Raw genomic sequence first — 18,255 nt, 5'->3', positions numbered from 1 at the left:
TGACTCAGGAAGGAAATTGAAAATCGAGTTCCCTCCCCTGACTCAGGAAGGAAATTGAAAATCGAGTTCCCTCCCCTGACTCAGGAAGGAAATTGAAAATCGAGTTCCCTCCCCTTAGTAAGGGGCTACGGTGTACACACAAGTCTGAAATAACTAATAGACCGAAGTTTTAGCGTTATTTTTACCCCTCCCTAACCCTCCCCTTGGAAAGGTTTGGGAACCTCAAATCTAGTCTCCCCCCAATACATCGGGGGGATTAAGGGGGGTAAATCTAGGTTGTGTGTACACCGTAGTTAGTAAGGGGAGGGCTAGGGTGGGGTAAAACGAATGCCAAGGTCTGAGTTAGGGAAGGGTAAAACACAAACCTCCAATTCCCGATCCCTAGTAGATTTTTAACTAGTTGCATAGCCAATTTCCTCAATCTTGCCTACAAAATCGTGTCATATGGTTGAAAATAAAAATCTCTTCCGAAAGAAAGCGCTCTTAAATTCAGCTTCTCCCGAACGGCTGGATCGTGTCATGCAGGTAATCCATCCAATGAACTGGTTACCCTTAACAGCCCTCGGTTCGTTAGTTGCAACAGCAGCGATTTGGAGTATAGTTGGTCGCATACCTATTACGGTTACAGGACGAGGAGTATTAATTTATCCCAGTAAAGTTATGGCTTTCCAATCACCTACTACCGGACAATTGGTGAACCTGAATCTACGTGTAGGGGAATTGGTGAAAAAAGGACAGATAGTGGCAATTCTTGACCAAGCCGAACTTCAGAAACAACTACAGCAACAGCGTCTTAAGGTACTAGAATTAAAAAACCAGAATCAAAACGCTAACTCATTACAATCATTACGAAGCGAACTAGAAATCAAAGCACTCGTACAGCAACGCTTCAGCTTACAACAAAATCTCCGCGAAGCTAAAAGTTTAGCTATTGTAATGAAAAACAGATACGCAAGGCTGAACAAGCTAAAGTCGCAAGGAGCAATTTCAGAGGAAATGCTTTTACAGGCGCAAGAGGCTTACCATGAGAAGCTAACTCAAATTAACGACCTCCAAACTCAGTTGCAAGGGTTGGGTGCTAGAGAAAAAAGTCTGGTCGAACAAAATTTTCAAGCTTCAACGACTCGACAAAATCAAATTCAAGAGGTTATGCAAAATATTGCTCAATTGGAAGTGCAGTTACAGAAAAACAGTCAAGTCATTAGTCCTTATGAGGGAAGGGCTATAGAAGTGACTGTATTTCCCGGTCAAGTTGTTACCCAAGGAACTCGCATTGCTACCATTCAAGCAGAAGAACCATCAGCCCAGCTAACTGGTCTCACTTTCTTTTCTGTTGGGGATGGTAAGAAGATTCAAAAGGGGATGAAAGTACAAATTACACCTTCCATAGTGGAGCGCGAACAATTTGGTGGCATTATGGCTACTGTTACCGATGTCTCAGCTTTTCCCGTAACTAAAGAAGGGGTTTTAAGTGAGGTGGGTAATTCAGAGGTTGTGACAAGTTTAATGTCTCCAAATCCTCAACTTCAAGTGTTAGCAAAACTACACCCAGATAGTTCAACTTTTAGCGGATATAAATGGTCTTCTTCTAAGGGTCCGCAGATGAAAGTTTCTTCTGGAACAACTGCTACAGCAAGAGTTACTGTAGAAGAGCGATCGCCTATTAGCTTTGTTTTTCCTTTCTTTAAGTCTTTTACTGGTGGAAATTAATACGATTAGGGATTGGGGATTGGGGATTAGGGATTGGGGATAATGACAAATGACAAATGACAAGTGACAAATGACAAATGACATAAAAGGGGGTATTCGTCGTCGTACCCCAACTGTTTTGCAAATGGAAGCGGTGGAATGCGGCGCTGCTGCTTTGGGAATTATTCTGGGTTATTACGGTCGCATTGTACCCCTGGCGCAATTACGTCAAGATTGTGGAGTATCGCGGGATGGAAGCAAGGCTTCAAATATCCTGAATGCTGCTAGAGGCTATGGGTTGAATGCCAAGGGTTTGAAAGCCGATTTGGATGGATTGCGACGTTTGCCATGTCCCTACATCATCTTTTGGAACTTTAATCATTTCTTAGTGGTAGAGGGATTTAGCGATCGCAAAGTTTATTTGAACGATCCCGGAACTGGACCGAAAACGGTATCCTGGCAAGAATTTGATACGAGTTTCACGGGACTTATTTTGTTTTTAGAACCAGGTTCACAATTCCAAAAAGGTGGTCGCAAGCCTAACGTTATCTTAGCTTTGCAGCAACGTCTCCAAGGGTCTGGTGAGGTACTTGCTTATTGCATTTTTGCCGGATTTTTACTCGTCATTCCTGGACTAGTATCGCCCATATTTTCTCAAGTATTTGTCGATAATGTTTTGGTACAAAACAGACAGGATTGGTTGCAACCGCTTCTGTTAGGAATGATACTTACTGCTATATTGAATGGGCTGTTGACATTACTACAGTTAAGGTTTTTGCGACGAATGAAGATTAAGTTATCTGTTAGTATGTCTAGTCAATTTCTCTGGCACATCTTGCGTTTACCTATCAGTTTTTATGCTCAGAGATTTGCTGGTGAAATTAGCAATCGCATTCGCCTTAACGACGACTTGGCAAATCTTTTGTCGGGGAAATTAGCGACAACTGCGATCGCTGCAGTCATGGTCATTTTTTATGTTCTTGTCATGCTGCAATACGATCCGGTGTTGACCTTAATTGGAATCGTCTTTGTCGCGGCAAATCTTTTGGCATTGCAGCAAGTCTCTCGGTGGCGCGTAGATGCCAACGCCAGATTAATGCAGGAGCAAGGAAAAGTAGACGGGGTGGCTATTTCCGGTCTCCAAAGTATGGAAACGTTAAAAGCATCTGGGCTGGAATCTGATTTTTTTACTCGATGGGCGGGGTATTATGCCAATGCGATCGATGCCCAACAGGAAATAGATATAACTAATCAAGGTTTAGGAATTTTGCCATCATTCCTATCAACAATAACATCTATGCTAGTTTTAGCCGTCGGTGGATTGCGGGTTATGGATGGTAACCTAACTATTGGAATGCTCGTGGCATTTCAGGGACTGATTCAAAATTTTATGGAACCCGTAAATAATCTCATGAGCCTTGGCAAAGACCTCCAAGAAGTTGAGGGAAACCTAAATCGCTTAGACGACGTTTTGCAAAACCCTGTAGTTCCTCAATTAAAAGAGGAAACGGGAGAAACGGCTCCCAAACCCCTAACCTTTTCCCAAATCTTACCTAAATTGCAAGGTTATGTTGATTTGGAGAATGTCACCTTTGGCTATAACCAAATTAGACCTCCTTTGATCGAAAACTTTAATTTATCAATCAAACCAGGACAGCGAATTGCTCTTGTAGGTGGAAGTGGTTCCGGTAAATCCACCATTGCCAAACTTATATGCGGGCTATACGAACCGAATCAAGGAGAAATTAAGTTTGATGGCAAACCCAGAAATGAAATTCCTCGCCCAGTTCTCGTGAATTCTATTGCCTTTGTAGAGCAAGATGTCTTATTATTTGCAGGTAGCGTTAGGGATAATCTGACCCTCTGGGACACCACGGTTCCAGAGAAGTATGTAGTACGAGCTTGTCGAGATGCCGCCATCCACGATAGTATCCTTTCCCTACAAGGAGGCTATGATAGTATCCTTTTAGAAGGTGCTAATAATTTGAGTGGCGGTCAGAGACAGCGTTTAGAAATAGCTCGTGCTCTAGTTAATAATCCCTCCATCCTCATCATGGATGAAGCCACTAGCGCCTTAGATACTGAAACAGAAAAAATTATTGACCAAAAACTCCGGCAACGAGGATGTACCTGTGTCATCGTGGCACATCGACTGAGTACCATTCGCGATTGCGATGAAATCATTGTTTTGGAAGGAGGACATGTAGTGCAACGGGGAACCCATGAAGAATTGCGAACAGTTGAAGGAGCATACTCGCAATTAATCCGTAGTGAGGGAGATGCTCTTTAAAGGAGCGCTAAAAATTTTTAAAAATCTGTAATGCTTGCCAATCAATAATTTCAGAGATTTTTTCAACTCCAAAGCCGTTCCTCACTGCATAAATTAACCTGAGTGTTTCCCATTAGGGTACTAGAAGGGTTTTAACCTCTGAGGATCGAGTCCTATGTATATAGCTAGTTCTACAAGTTAAGCCGTTCTCAAAAATAAGTATTAATTTATACTAATACTGGATTTAAACCAATTAGAAAGGAGACAAAGACAATGACTAAGAATCATACAAACCAACAAAAGATTCAAAACAACCAAAATAACGATTTGGCATCAAAGTTAACATCAATTCCAGGCGTTGAAGAAGTCAACGAAGCCGATTTAGATGGGGTTGATGGTGGCATTTTACAGTGGTGTTCGCAAACAAAGAGATGGATTGATGTTGGAAATTACCACTTGATGCGAACTTCATCAATGGACTAATGATGTAATAGTTAAACCCTATTGACTTTGATAGCTGCAAGATCCCCGACTTTGCAAAGGACACTGTTGTCGAATTCAGAAAAACCCTAATTCTTCGTTTGAGTTAGTCACCGCATAATGAGGTTTTCGAGGTTTTACAACCAATTCGCGACTCTGTATCCTCAAAGAAGTCGGGGATCTAACCCAGCTTAACTTATCAGACTTCTGTATTGGACTAGTAGTTAAGCCATTCTTTGAGTTTAGTATCAAGAATAAATATGCATTTAAACTGGTGGAGAGGTTTGGGAATTGCAAATGGTGTTGCGTTGTTCATATGGGGAAGTTCTACAAGCGCCCAAATTATTCCAGATACAACTCTACCTGAAAATTCTCGCGTCAGAATAACCGACAATATCATAAATATTGAAGGTGGCACTTTATCTGGAAGCAACTTATTTCACAGTTTTTCCAAGTTCTCCGTCCAAAACGGTACTACAGCTTACTTTAATAACGTTCAGAACATTCAAAATATCATTACTCGAATCACTGGTCAATCTATCTCGAATATTGATGGATTAATCAAAGCAAATGGTACAGCCAACCTGTTTCTCATTAATCCCAACGGGATTGTATTAGGGCAAAATGCTCGTTTAGACATTGGAGGCTCTTTTTTTGCCACGACTGCAAATAGTGTAAAGTTTACCGATGGACTTGAGTATAGTGCAACTCCGCAAACAACGCCTCTGTTAACTGTGAGCACTCCCATTGGTTTACAATTTGGGGCAAATCCCGGTTTAATTCAAGTACGGGGAGACGGACAGGGAATCAGAAGTCGAAGGATTCCATCTCCTGCAATAGATACTAATGTCGGTTTGCGAGTGCAAGAGAATCAAACATTGGCTTTAGTGGGTGGAGATATCTCCCTTGAAGGAGCAACAATCAAGACGGCGGGAGGGAGAATTGAATTAGGTAGTGCTAGTTCTAATCGTTTAGTGAGTCTCGTTCCTACAGAAAAAGGCTTTGCCCTAAGCTATGGGGACTTGCAAAACTTAGGAAATATTCGACTATCTCAACAAACAGCAGTGGATGCTACAGGTGAGGGTGGTGGAGATGTTCGAGTAACAGCGAGAAGTCTGAAACTGAGCGATGGTTCTGTAATTGAAACTAGTACTTTGGGTTCAAAGTTAGGTGGAAATTTAACTGTAAATACTTTGGATGAAGTGTACCTGAGTGGCGTGTATCGTTGTTCCGAAGCAGCGTGTCCTTTTCCTGGAGGCTTCTATGCTCAAGCAGAAGACAATGCCACAGGGACGGCCGGAGATGTAACAATCAATACGCGCTTACTGCAAGTGCAAGATGGCGCACAGGTCAGCGTCGTTACCAAAGGTGCGGGAAGAGTGGGAAATTTGACAGTAAATGCTGACACAGTGAATTTGATTGATAATAATAGTAAATACCCTACTGGTCTAGGTATTCAGGTTCGTGGCTCAGCAAATGCAACTACAGAATTGAAAATTAATACTCGCGTTTTGACCTTGATCGATGGAGCACTTGTCGATACTAGCACTCTTGGTTCGGGAAATGGAGCCAATTTGACTGTTAATGCCACTGAGTCCGTACAACTTATTAGCGATCAAACACGCAGCGCTTTAAATTCTCAAGTACAACGAGATCCCACAACAGGTAAAGATGCCACAGGTAATGCAGGCAACTTGATAATCAATACTCGGACATTGCGTCTTGATAAACAAGCACAAATCAGCGCTAGTACTTTAAGTGCAGGTAGGGGCGGTAATATACTAGTCAATGCTTCTGATTCCGTACAACTTTTTGGTAGTGCTGTAGGTGCTTTAGGTGAGAACACTTCAACAGGAAGGGCAGGAGATGTGTTAATTAATACTAATACACTCACTATGAAAGATGGGGCAAGAGTATTAGTCAGAAGTCGAGGAAGGGGAAATGCGGGTAATCTCAACTTAAATGCTAGGTCAATCTTTTTAGATCGGAACTCTTTCTTAGACGCAGATACAAGAAGCGTTACCACCGATCGAGTTCGCCAACAAGCAAATATCAATATTAACTCCGCAAGTTTGGTATTGCGTCGTGGGAGTCGAATCACTGCCAACGCTACAGGTATTGGTGTAGTTGGTGGCAATATTAATATGAATACTGATGTTCTAGCAGCTTTTGAAAATAGCGATATTACTGCCAATTCTAATGACTCTCAGGGAGGTAAAGTTAAAATTAATACACAGTCTCTTATAAGTGCTCAGTTTCGGAACTTACCTAGCACCCTGACTAGTGATATCACTGCCATAGGCAAAACTCCTGAATTTAATGGCACAGTACAAGTCAACACACCTGATATCGATCCCAGTCAAGGATTAGTTCCCTTAACAGTGGATGTGGTGGATGTGGGGAGTTTAGTCGATGATAATATCTGTACCAGAATTGCAAACAGTAGCTTTACTTATACCGGACGTGGTGGTTTACCTCCTTCTCCTAACAACACGCTCAGCAGCGATCCCGTATGGGAAGATTGGCGACTCACTGCGGTAGCAACAAACGGAGGAGAAAAGGGGGAGATGAGAAGAGGGGGAGAAGCTCTACAAAATACAAATTCTGTCAATCCACCTGTAAATAAAATTATCGAAGCTCAAGGTTGGGTGGTAAATTCAAATGGGGATGTTGTACTTGTGGCTAATGCGCCTGCGATCGCACCTCACAAGCTGAGGAATTCTCTATCTGGCTGTGAAGTCTCACTTACAAAATAAACTGAAACTCAAGATTTAATTACAGTGTGGTTACGCCAAGTTTGGATGCAACTCGTTTCAGTCCTTCATCAAGTGTTGCCAGAGGTAATCCTTCACGAAGTGCAAGTTCCAGATATGCTGCATCGTAGGAGGTCAGTTTATGGGTTCGCGCAAGAGTGAGGATGTCGGTAAATGCTTTCTCTTCAGTTTTTGTATCAACTGCGATGGGAAGATTCCCTAAGAGTCCGAGAAATTGAGAAATCTGTGCTCGATTGCTTCGCCCTCTTCGTTCACCGATCGCTAGGACATTTGCAACCTCAAGAAACCAGATAGAGGGTACTTTTATGCTTCCTTCTACAAGTTCTTCTAGTAATGAATCAGTAAATTCTGTTGCTTCATCCTCAAAGCACCACGCCATTGCTATCGAACAGTCAAGAACAAAGTTCATCTTCTGCCCTCATTAATCATCTCTCGTACTGAAAGACCTCCTAGAGTATGTCCTTTTCGGAACTTCTTTAATTCTTCAATGACTGTTCTAACATCACGCTGTTGTTCTTGTTCCACAGGAACAAGCCGTGCAATGGGAACTCCATGCTTTGTAATCGTAAATTCCTCACCCTTTGCGACTCGTTCTAGAAGGGCAGGAAGGTGTGTCTTTGCTTGGTATGAGCCAATTGATTCCATAAAATATTTAGACCAGTTTTAGACTAGTCTAATTACTTTTGTATGAATTGTCCAGTGTTCGATTGGGATGTCTACTCAAAACGGGCGAGACGCCCGTTCCACAAGAACTGTGTGTTGACAAGAACTGTGTGTTGACAAGAACTGTGTTGGGTTCTAGTTTACATTCAAAACTTTTGCCGCATCATGAGTTGAGCAAACAACCCCTCTTGCTCGGCGAGTCGCTCAAAACTGCCTTGCTGTAGGATTCGACCATTTTGAAGCACATAAATACAGTCAGCATTGCGGATTGTACTGAGTCGGTGAGCAATAACGATGCGCGTCACCTTGAGTTGGTCGAGGCTTTTACTCACAATAGCCTGGGTTCTGTTATCTAAAGCACTAGTGGCTTCATCAAATAGCAAAATTCGGGGTTTCAATACCAACGCCCTTGCAATTAACAGCCTCTGCCGTTGTCCGCCCGAAATATTACTACCTCCTTCACTGATAACAGTATGCATACCCATTGGCATTGCTTGAATGTCATCTGCAAAACCTGCCATCTGGGCGGCTTCCCATGCTTCATCAATTGTGACTAAGGCACCACTGGCAATGTTTTCAAAGATGGAAGCTGACATCAAGCGACTATTTTGCAGAACAACACCCATCTGGCGGCGTACTGCATGAATGTCCAATCCTGTCAAGTCTTGTCCATCATAGTAAATACTGCCAGATTCTGGAGTTTCAAATCCCAGTAATAACCGAAACAAAGTTGATTTACCACTTCCAGAAGTCCCCACCAACGCAATAAATTCTCCTGGTTCAGCCCGAAGACTAACGTTATCTAAAATAAGAGGTCCATCATTGCGGTAACGAAAAGTCACGCGATCTATGACAACTCTGCCCAATAACCTACCGGGATCTGCTTTACTATGATTGACTTCTGGTTCGGCTTGCAAAATTGGTTGAACGCGCTTCCACAAAGGTATAATTTCAAGAATGTCTACAACGGTTGTACTCAACTGAGTTGTACCGCTTATAAAGATACCAAAAGCAGCATTGAATGCGAGAAAAGTCCCAATGGATAGTGCTCGATATTCCTGTGTTTGTTGGTTCTGTTGTAGTAGTATGGCAGTAAACCAGAAAAGCACGCAAGACGCGAGACTGGGCAAAATTTTGTTGAAGACAGCGAGAATGTCTTCAATTGATTGAGTACTCAGCAGAAATTTTAGTTGCTGGCTATACTGTTTACTCCAGTAGGCAAAAGCTCGTTCTTCAGCCCCAGCGACTCGCAGTTTGCCAACTCCATTAATTAACTGCACCATCACGCCAAAGATTTTTCCTTGTTGCTCTAATAAAGGACGAACCTTGTGGAGGGTGAGTATACCAGAGATAAAAGTCAGGGCTATGTTCGCGATCGCAGCTACAATCGCGATTAAGGCTAACAACCCATTGTAGTAGACGAGCAAGCCCAGGTTTAAAAAGGCAAACACCCCAGAGAACACACTTTTAAGAACTGTACCGCTCAGTTTGGCACGAATATTGCTAATAGCAGAGACCCTAGATTCTAAGTCACCGATAGAATACTGATTAAAAAAAGATGCTTTCAACTTTAACAGTCTGTCCCACACCGCCGCTTGAGTAGATGAGTCGGCAAAAGTCTCCAGTCTCATTAGGGAAAGTCCTTGAGCCAGTTGAAAGATTGTACCTCCAAAAGCTGTTGCGGAAAGACCCAACGCAATTTCTAACAATAATCCCCGCTTGGCATCTGGGATAACGGTGTCCATGAGGATAGCAGTAGCCAGAGGCGTTACCATCCCTAGTAAAGACACAGCAATTCCAATTAATAAGATGATAACTATATCTTTAATATGACCTTGTAGTGCGAATCGAAGTACATCCCAGGTTTTGAGGTCTTTATCGGGCAAAGGTCGATAAAAGACATAAGCAGTGGTGGAGAGTTTAGCAGCGCTTTGCTCATCTACAAGGATGCGAGTTTGCTTGACGGGATCGTAAATTTTATAGCGATCGCCCTTCATTAGCAACAAAGCCACTGGACTTTCATCTTCTAAGGTGTATCCTAGCATCGAACCACAGTCACGTTTCCACCAGTTTCCTGTCAAATGCAACTGACGCATCCGAATGCGCGAAGCACGGGCTATTGCTTCTAGAGGATCTTTAAGACGTTCAAAGTCTTCTGACTGAGATGGAGGACAAATCTTAATTCCCACAGCACGTCCGACAGCCCCAGCCGCCGCTAACAAAGCTTGGTCTGGGAAACTGCCATGTCTTGCTTGCGGTCTAGTACTTGTTTGTTGCTGTAGCAGCACGGATGACAGTTCGTCCAATGCTTCATCCATAACCTGACGCTTAAGGTCTTCTCTTTCTCTACACCGCAAAATTTCTTGCTGAATTTCTTGCTGAGAGAGCAAGTGAATCGCCCGTAAGAAATCCATTTGCAGTTGACCCAGACTTACCATCAAAGTATCTGCTTCTTGGAGATCTTCAGTGCGAAAGCTTTGTAATTCTAATGCATCCTCCGCCTGCAACCACATATCAGCACTCAATGGTAACAGACCAGATGCTGGCTCAAAAACCAGTTCGGAAAATCCCATGAGTTTAGCGCGACCGCGTTGGATTTGTACCCAAGATATGCTATCTTGTTCGGGTCGAAATACATTACCACTTGTTAAAGAGAAGAACTGGATTCCTGGCTCTGGTCTGTATATATTTGAGGTACGGTCGGGTTCGCAAGCAACAGCCGAACCTAGTAAATTTATCCAACGTTCCACCAAAGCCACCCCATAGCCTTGTTTGCTCGCGAGAAGATGCTCAAAATTTTGTCGAGACATTTTCAGCAGTTCTGTTTCCTCAAGCGACACTGCTAAAATTTGGAACGACTCGCATTGAAGCTCTGTTGCTATGGAAAACATCGCTTCAGTAGATTTTACACTAAACAAGTACTGCCGTTTTCCTTGTGGCTTACCATCGTTAAGTGTAATCGCAAATAATGACATCGAACCAGATTTCACCAACCAAACTGTTTGCGGGTCATTCAATAGTAAAGATACATTGCCTTTTAATCGATAGCGCTCTCCTGGCAAACCCGCGATGTTGTTTCCAATTAGCATAGTTATTGCTCTATCAGTTCTTGCAATTTAGTCAGTACAGCAGCTGCATGCCCCTTAGCTTTGACTTTTGCCCAATTGTATGCAATAGTTTGGTCGGGTGCAATGAGAAAAGTTGAACGTTCCACACCCATGTACTCCTTACCCATAAACTTTTTCAATCGCCAAGCACCGTAAGCATCAGCGACTTGATGTTGGGGATCGCTTAATAGTGTAATTGACAAGTTATGCTTATTAATAAATTTACAATGAGTTTTTTCTGAGTCTACACTAACACCTAAGATTTTTGCACCCATTTTGCTAAAATCTGGATTTAACTCAGTAAAGTCCTTCGCCTCCGTCGTACAACCAGGGGTGTCATCTTTTGGGTAGAAGTAAAGAACAATCCACTGACCGGACAGTTCGCTTAAACTCACTTGATGACCATCTTGGTCTGGTACGGAAAACTCAGGCGCTTTTTGTCCTGCTTCAGGTATACTATATGACATAATTTTATGCTGTTAAGATATATCAAGCTACGAGAATTATTTCTTTTCTTTTAGTTAAGTGGAAGTGCGATACGGATTTAACCGTTATGCTTCGCTTATCGCAAAGCGCAAGCTGTACCCAGCTTATCGCAAATTCAGTGCCTTTCTCTTGCTATACAAACGAAGTCCCTCCGGGTTCGCCAGTTCCGGTGGTCGCGGGAATACTAAGGTAAGGGAACAAAGTCATAATCATAGCCAGAGCGTAATTTGCCCTTTCGTTGCACTTTGACTAATTGACTGTTTTGAGCACGCTCGCCGTTGACAAATTGGATCTTACCACTAGCTCCATCAGCACTAAAGTCTTTTGCTTGCAGTACTTGGGCTACACCTTCACGAGTGTTTTTCTTTTGGATAGCAGCAATCAAGGCGATCGTTGCATCGTAAGACATGGCTGTGCGCCAACTCACAGGTCTGTGCCAGAGTTGTTGAGATGAAGAAGTAAATTTTGAACCTGACAAGCGAGCTGTTTCCCAGTTCCAAGGAACCGATAGGATCGTGTCTTTGGCATTGTCTGCACCAATTTCTAAAATAGCAGGTGAATATAAACTATCTCCACCTAAAACGGGTAGTTTTGGTCGTTTAGCGTTCTCATTCAAAACTTCTAAGGCTTGATTGAGTTTTTCAGTATCAGGTAATAAAACCAAGACTTCAGCCCCAGCTTTGAGCAAACTATCGACACTACGATCCGCTTGAAAATCTTCAGCGGAAAAATCAAATACACTCACTCTCTGCTGGGACTTGAGGGTACGTTCAAACTCTGATTTAAAGGAACGACTATATTCATTTTTGGAGTTATAGAAAATGGCTACTTTCTTCTTATTTAATTGATATTGCATATACTCAGCCAAGGCTAGTGCTGCTTGTTTATCGCTGGGAACAGTGCGGAAAAGATAATGACCAAGCCCATCGCCCATGCCCATAGCTAGATTAACTGAGGTACTAACTGGGTAAATTGCTACTAGTTTGTTGTCACTGTAAACCTTGCTTGTCTCCCGAGCAACATCGCTAGCATAATTTCCTATAACACCCAACACGGCAGTATTTTTCCCCAATTTTTTTGCAACTTGTCGGGCAACCGTGGGATTGTTTTCGTCATCAGCGATTAACACTCGTAGCTTCACACCGTTGATTCCACCTGCTAAGTTAATTTCATTTTGTGCTTGAGCAACTCCCCGCAAGATTTCTAACGCACCATTAACATGACTACCCAATGGAACTGAGACAGCGATGGTATAGGATTTCTGCTGATGAATTTCCGCATTATTTTTATAAATTAATGCTTCTGGATCGTTAGGATTCTTATTTAAATAGTCTTGCAGATGTTTGGCAGCTCGATCTAATTTGCCATCAATGAACGCATCTATTCCAGCTAATTTGTCTGGGTTGGGTCGAGTTGGTACAAGGTTTTTGTCACCACGGCTGATTTTTATTTTTGGATTAGTTTCCGAAACATTATCGCAGATATATCGCTCGCTGTTATCTATGCTGAGATGATGCAGATAATTGTTCGCCAACTTACAACCCCGTGCCAAAGCAGTGTTTAAATCAAAGAGTTCTGTGTTCCACAGCAGGGCAGTACTATCAGCACTAGCCGAAGCTAAAGTCAAGCCATCAGGACTAAAGCTAACGCCATATACTGGAGCGCTATGTCCTTTGAGAGTACTAATTTCTTTACCAAGCTTTGTATCCCAAAGTTTTATAGTTTTGTCATCACTAGCAGAAGCTAATATATCTGAATGAGGACGAAAACTGACACTATTAATACCTTCAGTATGTCCTTCAAGTTGATGAAGTTTCTCACCATCAGGAATACTCCAGAGTATAACCATTTTGTCCTCACCTCCGGAAGCTAATATCTTGCCGTTAGAGCTAAAACTTAAGCTATTGACAAGTCCTTTGTCATGCCCTTCAAGTGTCTTGATGACTTTGTGCTGCTCTAAATTCCAAAGTGTAATAGTTCTCAGACTTCCCCAAGCTATCATCTTGCTATCAGGACTGAAGCTGACTCTAGCAACTTCATTTTCTTGTTTTGGAAGTTGTGTCTGAAATTGACCTTTTCGATCCCAAAGTTTGATAGTTTTGTCATGACTTGCTGACGCTAATAACTTGCCATCAGGGCTGAAACTGAGTCCACGAATATCTTGCTCGTGCGCCTTCCACTTTTTGAGTATTTTACCGTTCGCTGGGTTCCAGAGTACCATCGCACCGCCTGTATCCCCAGACGCTAGTATTTGACCATCTGGACTAAAGCTAGTAGAAACGATCTCACTTTCATGCCCCTTGAGTGTCATTAATTCTTTTCCATTAGACTTTCTCCAAAGTTTAATCTGGTATAGCTTTCCATTCTTTGTGGAGCTAAAATCACCACTACCCGTGGCTACAGTATTGCTGTTAGGGCTAAAGCTAATGCTATAAACTTCTTTGCGATGCGCTGCCAGAGCGATGGCATTTTCACTATCAACGCTCCAGAATTTTATGGTACTGTCAAGACTTCCCGAAGCTAGCATTTTGCCGTCGGGGCTGATGTTGACACTGCGAATAGGATTATTATGTGCTGCCAAAGTTTTCAGTTCCTTGCCATCCTCAATGCGCCAGAATTTGATGGTGTTGTCATTACTTGCCGAAATTAACGTTTTACTATCAGCGCTAAAGATCGTGCTATAAACCTCAGATTTATGTCCGATTAAGGTGTTCAGCTTTTTACCATCAAGAGGGTTCCAGAGTATAATCGTGCTGTCGCCACTAAATGAAGCTAACGTTTTACCGTCTGGACTAAAGCTGACTCCATTAACGCCCTCAGAATGTCCTGGTAAAGTTTTTAGCAGTTTACCATCTCGACTCCAAATCCGCACCTTTTTATCTTCATTACCTGCGGCAATCAGCTTGCCATCAGGACTAAAGCTGACTCCATTGAATGAATATGGCTTTGACTTTGAAGTATTACTACCGCGATCTTTTTTAATCGCGTCAAGAATTTCTGGAGGGAGTTCAACCGTCTTGAGAAACTTCAAAGTGCGATCGCTAATGCTCCAGAGTTTGATAGTTCCGTCCCAACTTGCTGAAGCGAGCATTTGACCATCAGGACTGAAACTAATACCATAGACTTGTGCTTTATGGGCTTGTGGTATGTCACTCAGTAACTTGCCGTTGATACTCCAAAGTTTGATAGTTTTATCATAACTTGCCGAAGCGAGCATTTGTCCGTTGGGACTAAAGCTAACACTATTAACTATATCTTTATGCCCTTTTAGAGTATTAATTTCAATACCTTGTAAATCCCAAAGTTTAATTGTCTTGTCAACACTTGCCGAAGCGATAATCTGTCCATTTGGGCTGAAGCTGATATCCCTAATTGTACCTTTATGTCCTCGTTCTCCTTGCAAACTATTGCGTTCGCGTACCGAGTAAACAGCTTGTTGGAGAACAGTCATCGCTTGCAACTTGGTATCATCTTCTATCCCTATTGGCAGTTGTAGCTTTTTACCTGCTTTTAAACTGTCGATTAATGCTTCCAACTGCTGATTGGAGTTAAAAGACGCTTCACTCTGAGCTGCCAATCTTCCTAGCTCAGCATTTCGCCTCTGACACCACTGAACAAAAGCAAATCCCGATACCACAGTAAATGCAGCAGCAATCAAACCCCATCTGAGCCGCCAATAAGTTGTTCGCTTTTGGATGCTACGCTGTACAAACTCAGTTTCTAGTTGGTTAAACCAATTGTCTGGTGAGTTAAGTATCTTTTTGAGGATATCTAAATAAGGGTTGGCATTCCATAAATAGTTTGCATATTCGTTTCCTTGCCCAAGATAGTTTAACCAATTAAGGAGCTGCATCTGCCAATTAAAATTTTCTGGTTTCTTGCAGTTCCATTCCTCAGCCGCTGGCGTTAACTGCCTTTGTATAGCTAATTCCTCCTGCGCTTGCTTCGGTTCTAACCACTCACGCAGCTGACTCCATCCCCGAATTAAAGCATCATGTGCTGGTTCGACGTATTCATTTTCTTTCTCATCTCGCCCTTTCACCAACAGACGCGCTTGTGTAAATTCTTTAATGACCTCATTTGCCAGATTCTTAAATGGTTGCGGATATTGCAACTCTGTGATACTTACCCGTCTGCGTGCCAAATTACCACGACCTTCCGATACCATACGTAGCATCACATGTTTAATGATTTGCTCGTAGTCTTTGTTTTCACTTTTTAACTTCTCGTATATTTCATCAGCTCTTTTGGTGAGGCTGCCAGTTACTCTACCTAATTCTTGATAATCTTTGTGCGTAATCACCCGATGGTATTGTTCGTTAACTTGAGCTTTTTTGAAAAATTTGCGGTAGAGTTCACTAAGAGTAAAAGAAAGTAGTGGTAAACCACCAGGCATGTTTATCACTTCATCAATCAATTGGTCTACCAAATGGCTTTCTGACTCTTGTGTTTTTTCCTCAAAAAACAAGGCGATCTTTTCAGCAGGTTCGATAATTGCTGCTCGTAATTCTTCGCGTGTCATCGGCGATACTTCCAGTCGCGCTTTTACCCAATCTATCTGGGGCAATTGAGATTTAAATAGCGAGATGATTAGCGGTTCATAGTCAGAACGCAGTGTGACAACAATGCGTAACTGTTCTGGACAATGCACTATTGCCAAGGCTAACTGTTGCAAAAACTTTAGACGTTCTGAGTCATTACGACACTGAGTCACCAATTCTTCAAACTGGTCAATAACTAACAATAATTTTTCATTAAGATGTACTAAACCCCAATTGCCAACTTTTTCAGCAAAATAATCATTTTTATTGAGGTTTTCACGATAAAACTTAGTTTGACTTGATTGTGTGGTAGGGTTTTTTATATCCTTACACACTCTTGCCAAAGCAACTAGGGGAGATTCACCCGGACGAATTGGGTCTAAAATTTTAAATTCAGACTGAGTAGTTTTTAAATCAGGTATAAGTCCTGCTTTCACTAAGCTAGATTTTCCCGAACCAGAAGCCCCCAGTACTACAGTCAGTGGTTCTGAATTAACCTTTTGAACTAGTTTTTCTTGTAACCTTTTTCTCCCACAGAATTTATCTTTATCTTCTTGTTCAAAAGATAGCAAACCCTTGTAGGGATATCTTGGATCTTGTTCATCAGGTAGCGGTGCTGTTTTTAACTTGCTGGCTGCATCAAACCCAGGTATAACAAATATGTACTTACCAAAATCATGTTTTTTAAGTTGACTATATCCGGGAGTTTGTCCGGCGTTCAAATCTAGGAATTTATCTTCTATATGTTTAATAACTTCAGTAATAGTAATGATACCATCTTTGTTAAAATCTGCATTTTTTTCATTTTTGGGGTTGAGAGCTTCAAGTAATGCCTCAGCAAAGGGAGAGTTTTTATTATCTTCCCCCCGTTCTCCAAAACCATACAAGAAATCGGCGGCACGTTCGTTATAAGCAGCGGAGGTAATAACTTCTTGGGCAGAACCTGCAATGTACCGATTATAGCGCTCCAAGTACATTTCTTCTTTTCTTAGTTCTGCTTGTCTGGTAACCCAACGAAAACTCCCGGCAAAGCAACAATCTAATATAATTAACAAATGACGGCATCCTAGTTTTACTAAAGCATCATGTAGTTGCTGCATAGATACTAGGCTAAGGTTGTCTTCTCGGATGGTATCTTGAGGGTAGATAAAGCCTTGGGGAGTATCGTCTTCATCTCTAACAGCAATACCATGTCCGGCAAAGTAAAATAAAACACGGTCATCTGGTTCTACTTTTTTACTACCACAATCGAAAGGAATAGTTTGGTTTTCAAAAGCTGTTAATAGATGATTGAGTTTTTCACCAGTTGCTTGTTCGTCTAATAACTGTAAAACCTCATATTCATAAACGTCTTTTAAAATTTCCGTTAGTTGACAAGCGTCATTAGCCGCAGTTTTGAGTTTCCAACTGGGTTCGGCATACTGATTGATACCAATAACGATCGCGTAACTCTTTCTAATTTCCACCATAAAATACTCCGAACTAGATTGGCTTGACTTGTAGGTGAAGTTTTTAAGTCAAGAATATTCTGCCAACGTGCGATGTGTTCTAATCGTTGAATCACTTGATGTGCGCGTTGAGGGGTGTAACCATCATTATCTGGTGTCTCTGGAATTGGTGCAACTAATGGATGTCGATCTGAAGCTTTTTTAATCCAGTACTGCCCTAGCTTGACTTGCATATAGTAATTTGCAGCCCATTCTGCTACTTCCCGGTTATGGTACCAGTGCTGACATTTTCTCACTTTGAACAATTTGTAATTGAGCTTGTTGTAAATCTTTGAGAGCTTGTTCTAAATCAAGCGATTTTTGTTGCAAGTCAAGTTCTGCTCGTTTGCGCTCGCTAATATCCCACAATATTCCATCCCAAATCAAAGAGCCATCACTTGTCACCAATAAAATACCGAACACGTTACCGTTAGCATCATGCAAAGGCATCTTGTTAGTATCTAACCAAATTTGCTGACCATCTGCTCGTCGCGATCGCTCAATAATATGGAGTTCGGCTTGTCCTGACGCCATAATACGACGATCGCATTTGCAATACCAATCTGCTTCTTCCTGGCTCCAAGGCAAATCATAGTCATTCTTACCAAGAATTTCATGAGGTAAACTTAAGCCCTGCGCGTAATTGGCACCCTTTTCATGTAATTATTTACTATCATTGGGCACCTTAGTTTTGAAATTATCTGCTCTTTGCACGCGGTTTGACCATAACGAAAGCACGCTCTCCGCAACGGAGGTGAG

Annotated in this window: 11 protein-coding genes; 4 read left to right on the top strand and 7 right to left on the bottom strand. The window is 42.0% G+C overall.

The window, feature by feature from the left end; translation table 11 throughout:
- The first annotated feature begins 444 nt into the window (after positions 1-444).
- The 4 genes from ACKTT2_RS24445 to ACKTT2_RS24430 all read left to right on the top strand — a co-directional run bounded on the left by ACKTT2_RS24445 (position 445) and on the right by ACKTT2_RS24430 (position 7,194).
- Positions 445-1,710: an NHLP bacteriocin system secretion protein gene (locus ACKTT2_RS24445; RefSeq protein WP_407891369.1), complete on the top strand. Its 1,266-nt coding sequence runs from the start codon at positions 445-447 to the stop codon at positions 1,708-1,710.
- Positions 1,711-1,780: 70 nt separating this feature from the next.
- The gene (locus tag ACKTT2_RS24440; protein ID WP_407891366.1) at positions 1,781-3,979 is read left to right on the top strand and encodes an NHLP family bacteriocin export ABC transporter peptidase/permease/ATPase subunit; all 2,199 of its coding nucleotides are present in this window, start codon (positions 1,781-1,783) and stop codon (positions 3,977-3,979) included.
- Between the two features lie 252 nt (positions 3,980-4,231).
- Positions 4,232-4,441, top strand: a complete 210-nt coding sequence (locus ACKTT2_RS24435) for a hypothetical protein (protein WP_407891364.1) — start codon at positions 4,232-4,234, stop codon at positions 4,439-4,441.
- Positions 4,442-4,698: 257 nt separating this feature from the next.
- A complete protein-coding gene (locus tag ACKTT2_RS24430) occupies positions 4,699-7,194 on the top strand; it encodes a two-partner secretion domain-containing protein (RefSeq protein WP_407891361.1) in 2,496 nt (831 codons plus the stop codon).
- Between the two features lie 19 nt (positions 7,195-7,213).
- Here the strand turns inward: ACKTT2_RS24430 and ACKTT2_RS24425 are convergent, their stop codons facing one another.
- The 7 genes from ACKTT2_RS24425 to ACKTT2_RS24395 form a co-directional block, all read right to left on the bottom strand.
- Positions 7,214-7,621: a type II toxin-antitoxin system VapC family toxin gene (locus tag ACKTT2_RS24425; RefSeq protein ID WP_407891359.1), complete on the bottom strand. Its 408-nt coding sequence runs from the start codon at positions 7,619-7,621 to the stop codon at positions 7,214-7,216.
- On the bottom strand, positions 7,618-7,857 hold the full coding sequence (locus ACKTT2_RS24420; RefSeq protein WP_407891357.1) for a type II toxin-antitoxin system Phd/YefM family antitoxin: 240 nt from the start codon (positions 7,855-7,857) through the stop codon (positions 7,618-7,620). The genes ACKTT2_RS24425 and ACKTT2_RS24420 overlap by 4 nt, the downstream gene beginning before the upstream one ends.
- Positions 7,858-8,021: 164 nt before the next feature.
- Entirely contained in the window at positions 8,022-10,964 is a 2,943-nt protein-coding gene (locus ACKTT2_RS24415) for an NHLP bacteriocin export ABC transporter permease/ATPase subunit (RefSeq protein ID WP_407891355.1), read from the bottom strand.
- Between the two features lie 2 nt (positions 10,965-10,966).
- On the bottom strand, positions 10,967-11,449 hold the full coding sequence (gene bcp / locus ACKTT2_RS24410; protein WP_407891353.1) for a thioredoxin-dependent thiol peroxidase: 483 nt from the start codon (positions 11,447-11,449) through the stop codon (positions 10,967-10,969).
- 203 nt (positions 11,450-11,652) lie between these two features.
- Complete coding sequence (locus tag ACKTT2_RS24405; RefSeq protein WP_407891351.1) at positions 11,653-17,478, bottom strand: nSTAND1 domain-containing NTPase; 5,826 nt, start codon at positions 17,476-17,478, stop codon at positions 11,653-11,655.
- Positions 17,376-17,690: a hypothetical protein gene (locus ACKTT2_RS24400; RefSeq protein WP_407891349.1), complete on the bottom strand. Its 315-nt coding sequence runs from the start codon at positions 17,688-17,690 to the stop codon at positions 17,376-17,378. The genes ACKTT2_RS24405 and ACKTT2_RS24400 overlap by 103 nt, the downstream gene beginning before the upstream one ends.
- Positions 17,691-17,724: 34 nt before the next feature.
- Positions 17,725-18,108, bottom strand: a complete 384-nt coding sequence (locus ACKTT2_RS24395) for a PAS domain-containing protein (RefSeq protein WP_407891375.1) — start codon at positions 18,106-18,108, stop codon at positions 17,725-17,727.
- Positions 18,109-18,255: the final 147 nt, after the last annotated feature.

This window comes from Scytonema hankhaensis NUACC26, from assembly GCF_045865695.1.
Lineage (GTDB): Bacteria > Cyanobacteriota > Cyanobacteriia > Cyanobacteriales > Nostocaceae > Scytonema.
Note: the sequence above shows the minus strand (reverse complement) of the source record. Positions and strands in the feature narration are given on the sequence as shown.

Bases quoted from the DNA above. Each gene is read 5' to 3' on its own strand.
- bcp (WP_407891353.1), bottom strand. From the start codon at position 11,449: ATGTCATATAGTATACCTGAAGCAGGACAAAAAGCGCCTGAGTTTTCC.
- ACKTT2_RS24435 (WP_407891364.1), top strand. From the start codon at position 4,232: ATGACTAAGAATCATACAAACCAACAAAAGATTCAAAACAACCAAAAT.
- ACKTT2_RS24400 (WP_407891349.1), bottom strand. From the start codon at position 17,690: ATGCAAGTCAAGCTAGGGCAGTACTGGATTAAAAAAGCTTCAGATCGA.
- ACKTT2_RS24415 (WP_407891355.1), bottom strand. From the start codon at position 10,964: ATGCTAATTGGAAACAACATCGCGGGTTTGCCAGGAGAGCGCTATCGA.
- ACKTT2_RS24440 (WP_407891366.1), top strand. From the start codon at position 1,781: ATGACAAATGACATAAAAGGGGGTATTCGTCGTCGTACCCCAACTGTT.
- ACKTT2_RS24445 (WP_407891369.1), top strand. From the start codon at position 445: ATGGTTGAAAATAAAAATCTCTTCCGAAAGAAAGCGCTCTTAAATTCA.
- ACKTT2_RS24425 (WP_407891359.1), bottom strand. From the start codon at position 7,621: ATGAACTTTGTTCTTGACTGTTCGATAGCAATGGCGTGGTGCTTTGAG.
- ACKTT2_RS24420 (WP_407891357.1), bottom strand. From the start codon at position 7,857: ATGGAATCAATTGGCTCATACCAAGCAAAGACACACCTTCCTGCCCTT.
- ACKTT2_RS24405 (WP_407891351.1), bottom strand. From the start codon at position 17,478: ATGGTGGAAATTAGAAAGAGTTACGCGATCGTTATTGGTATCAATCAG.
- ACKTT2_RS24430 (WP_407891361.1), top strand. From the start codon at position 4,699: ATGCATTTAAACTGGTGGAGAGGTTTGGGAATTGCAAATGGTGTTGCG.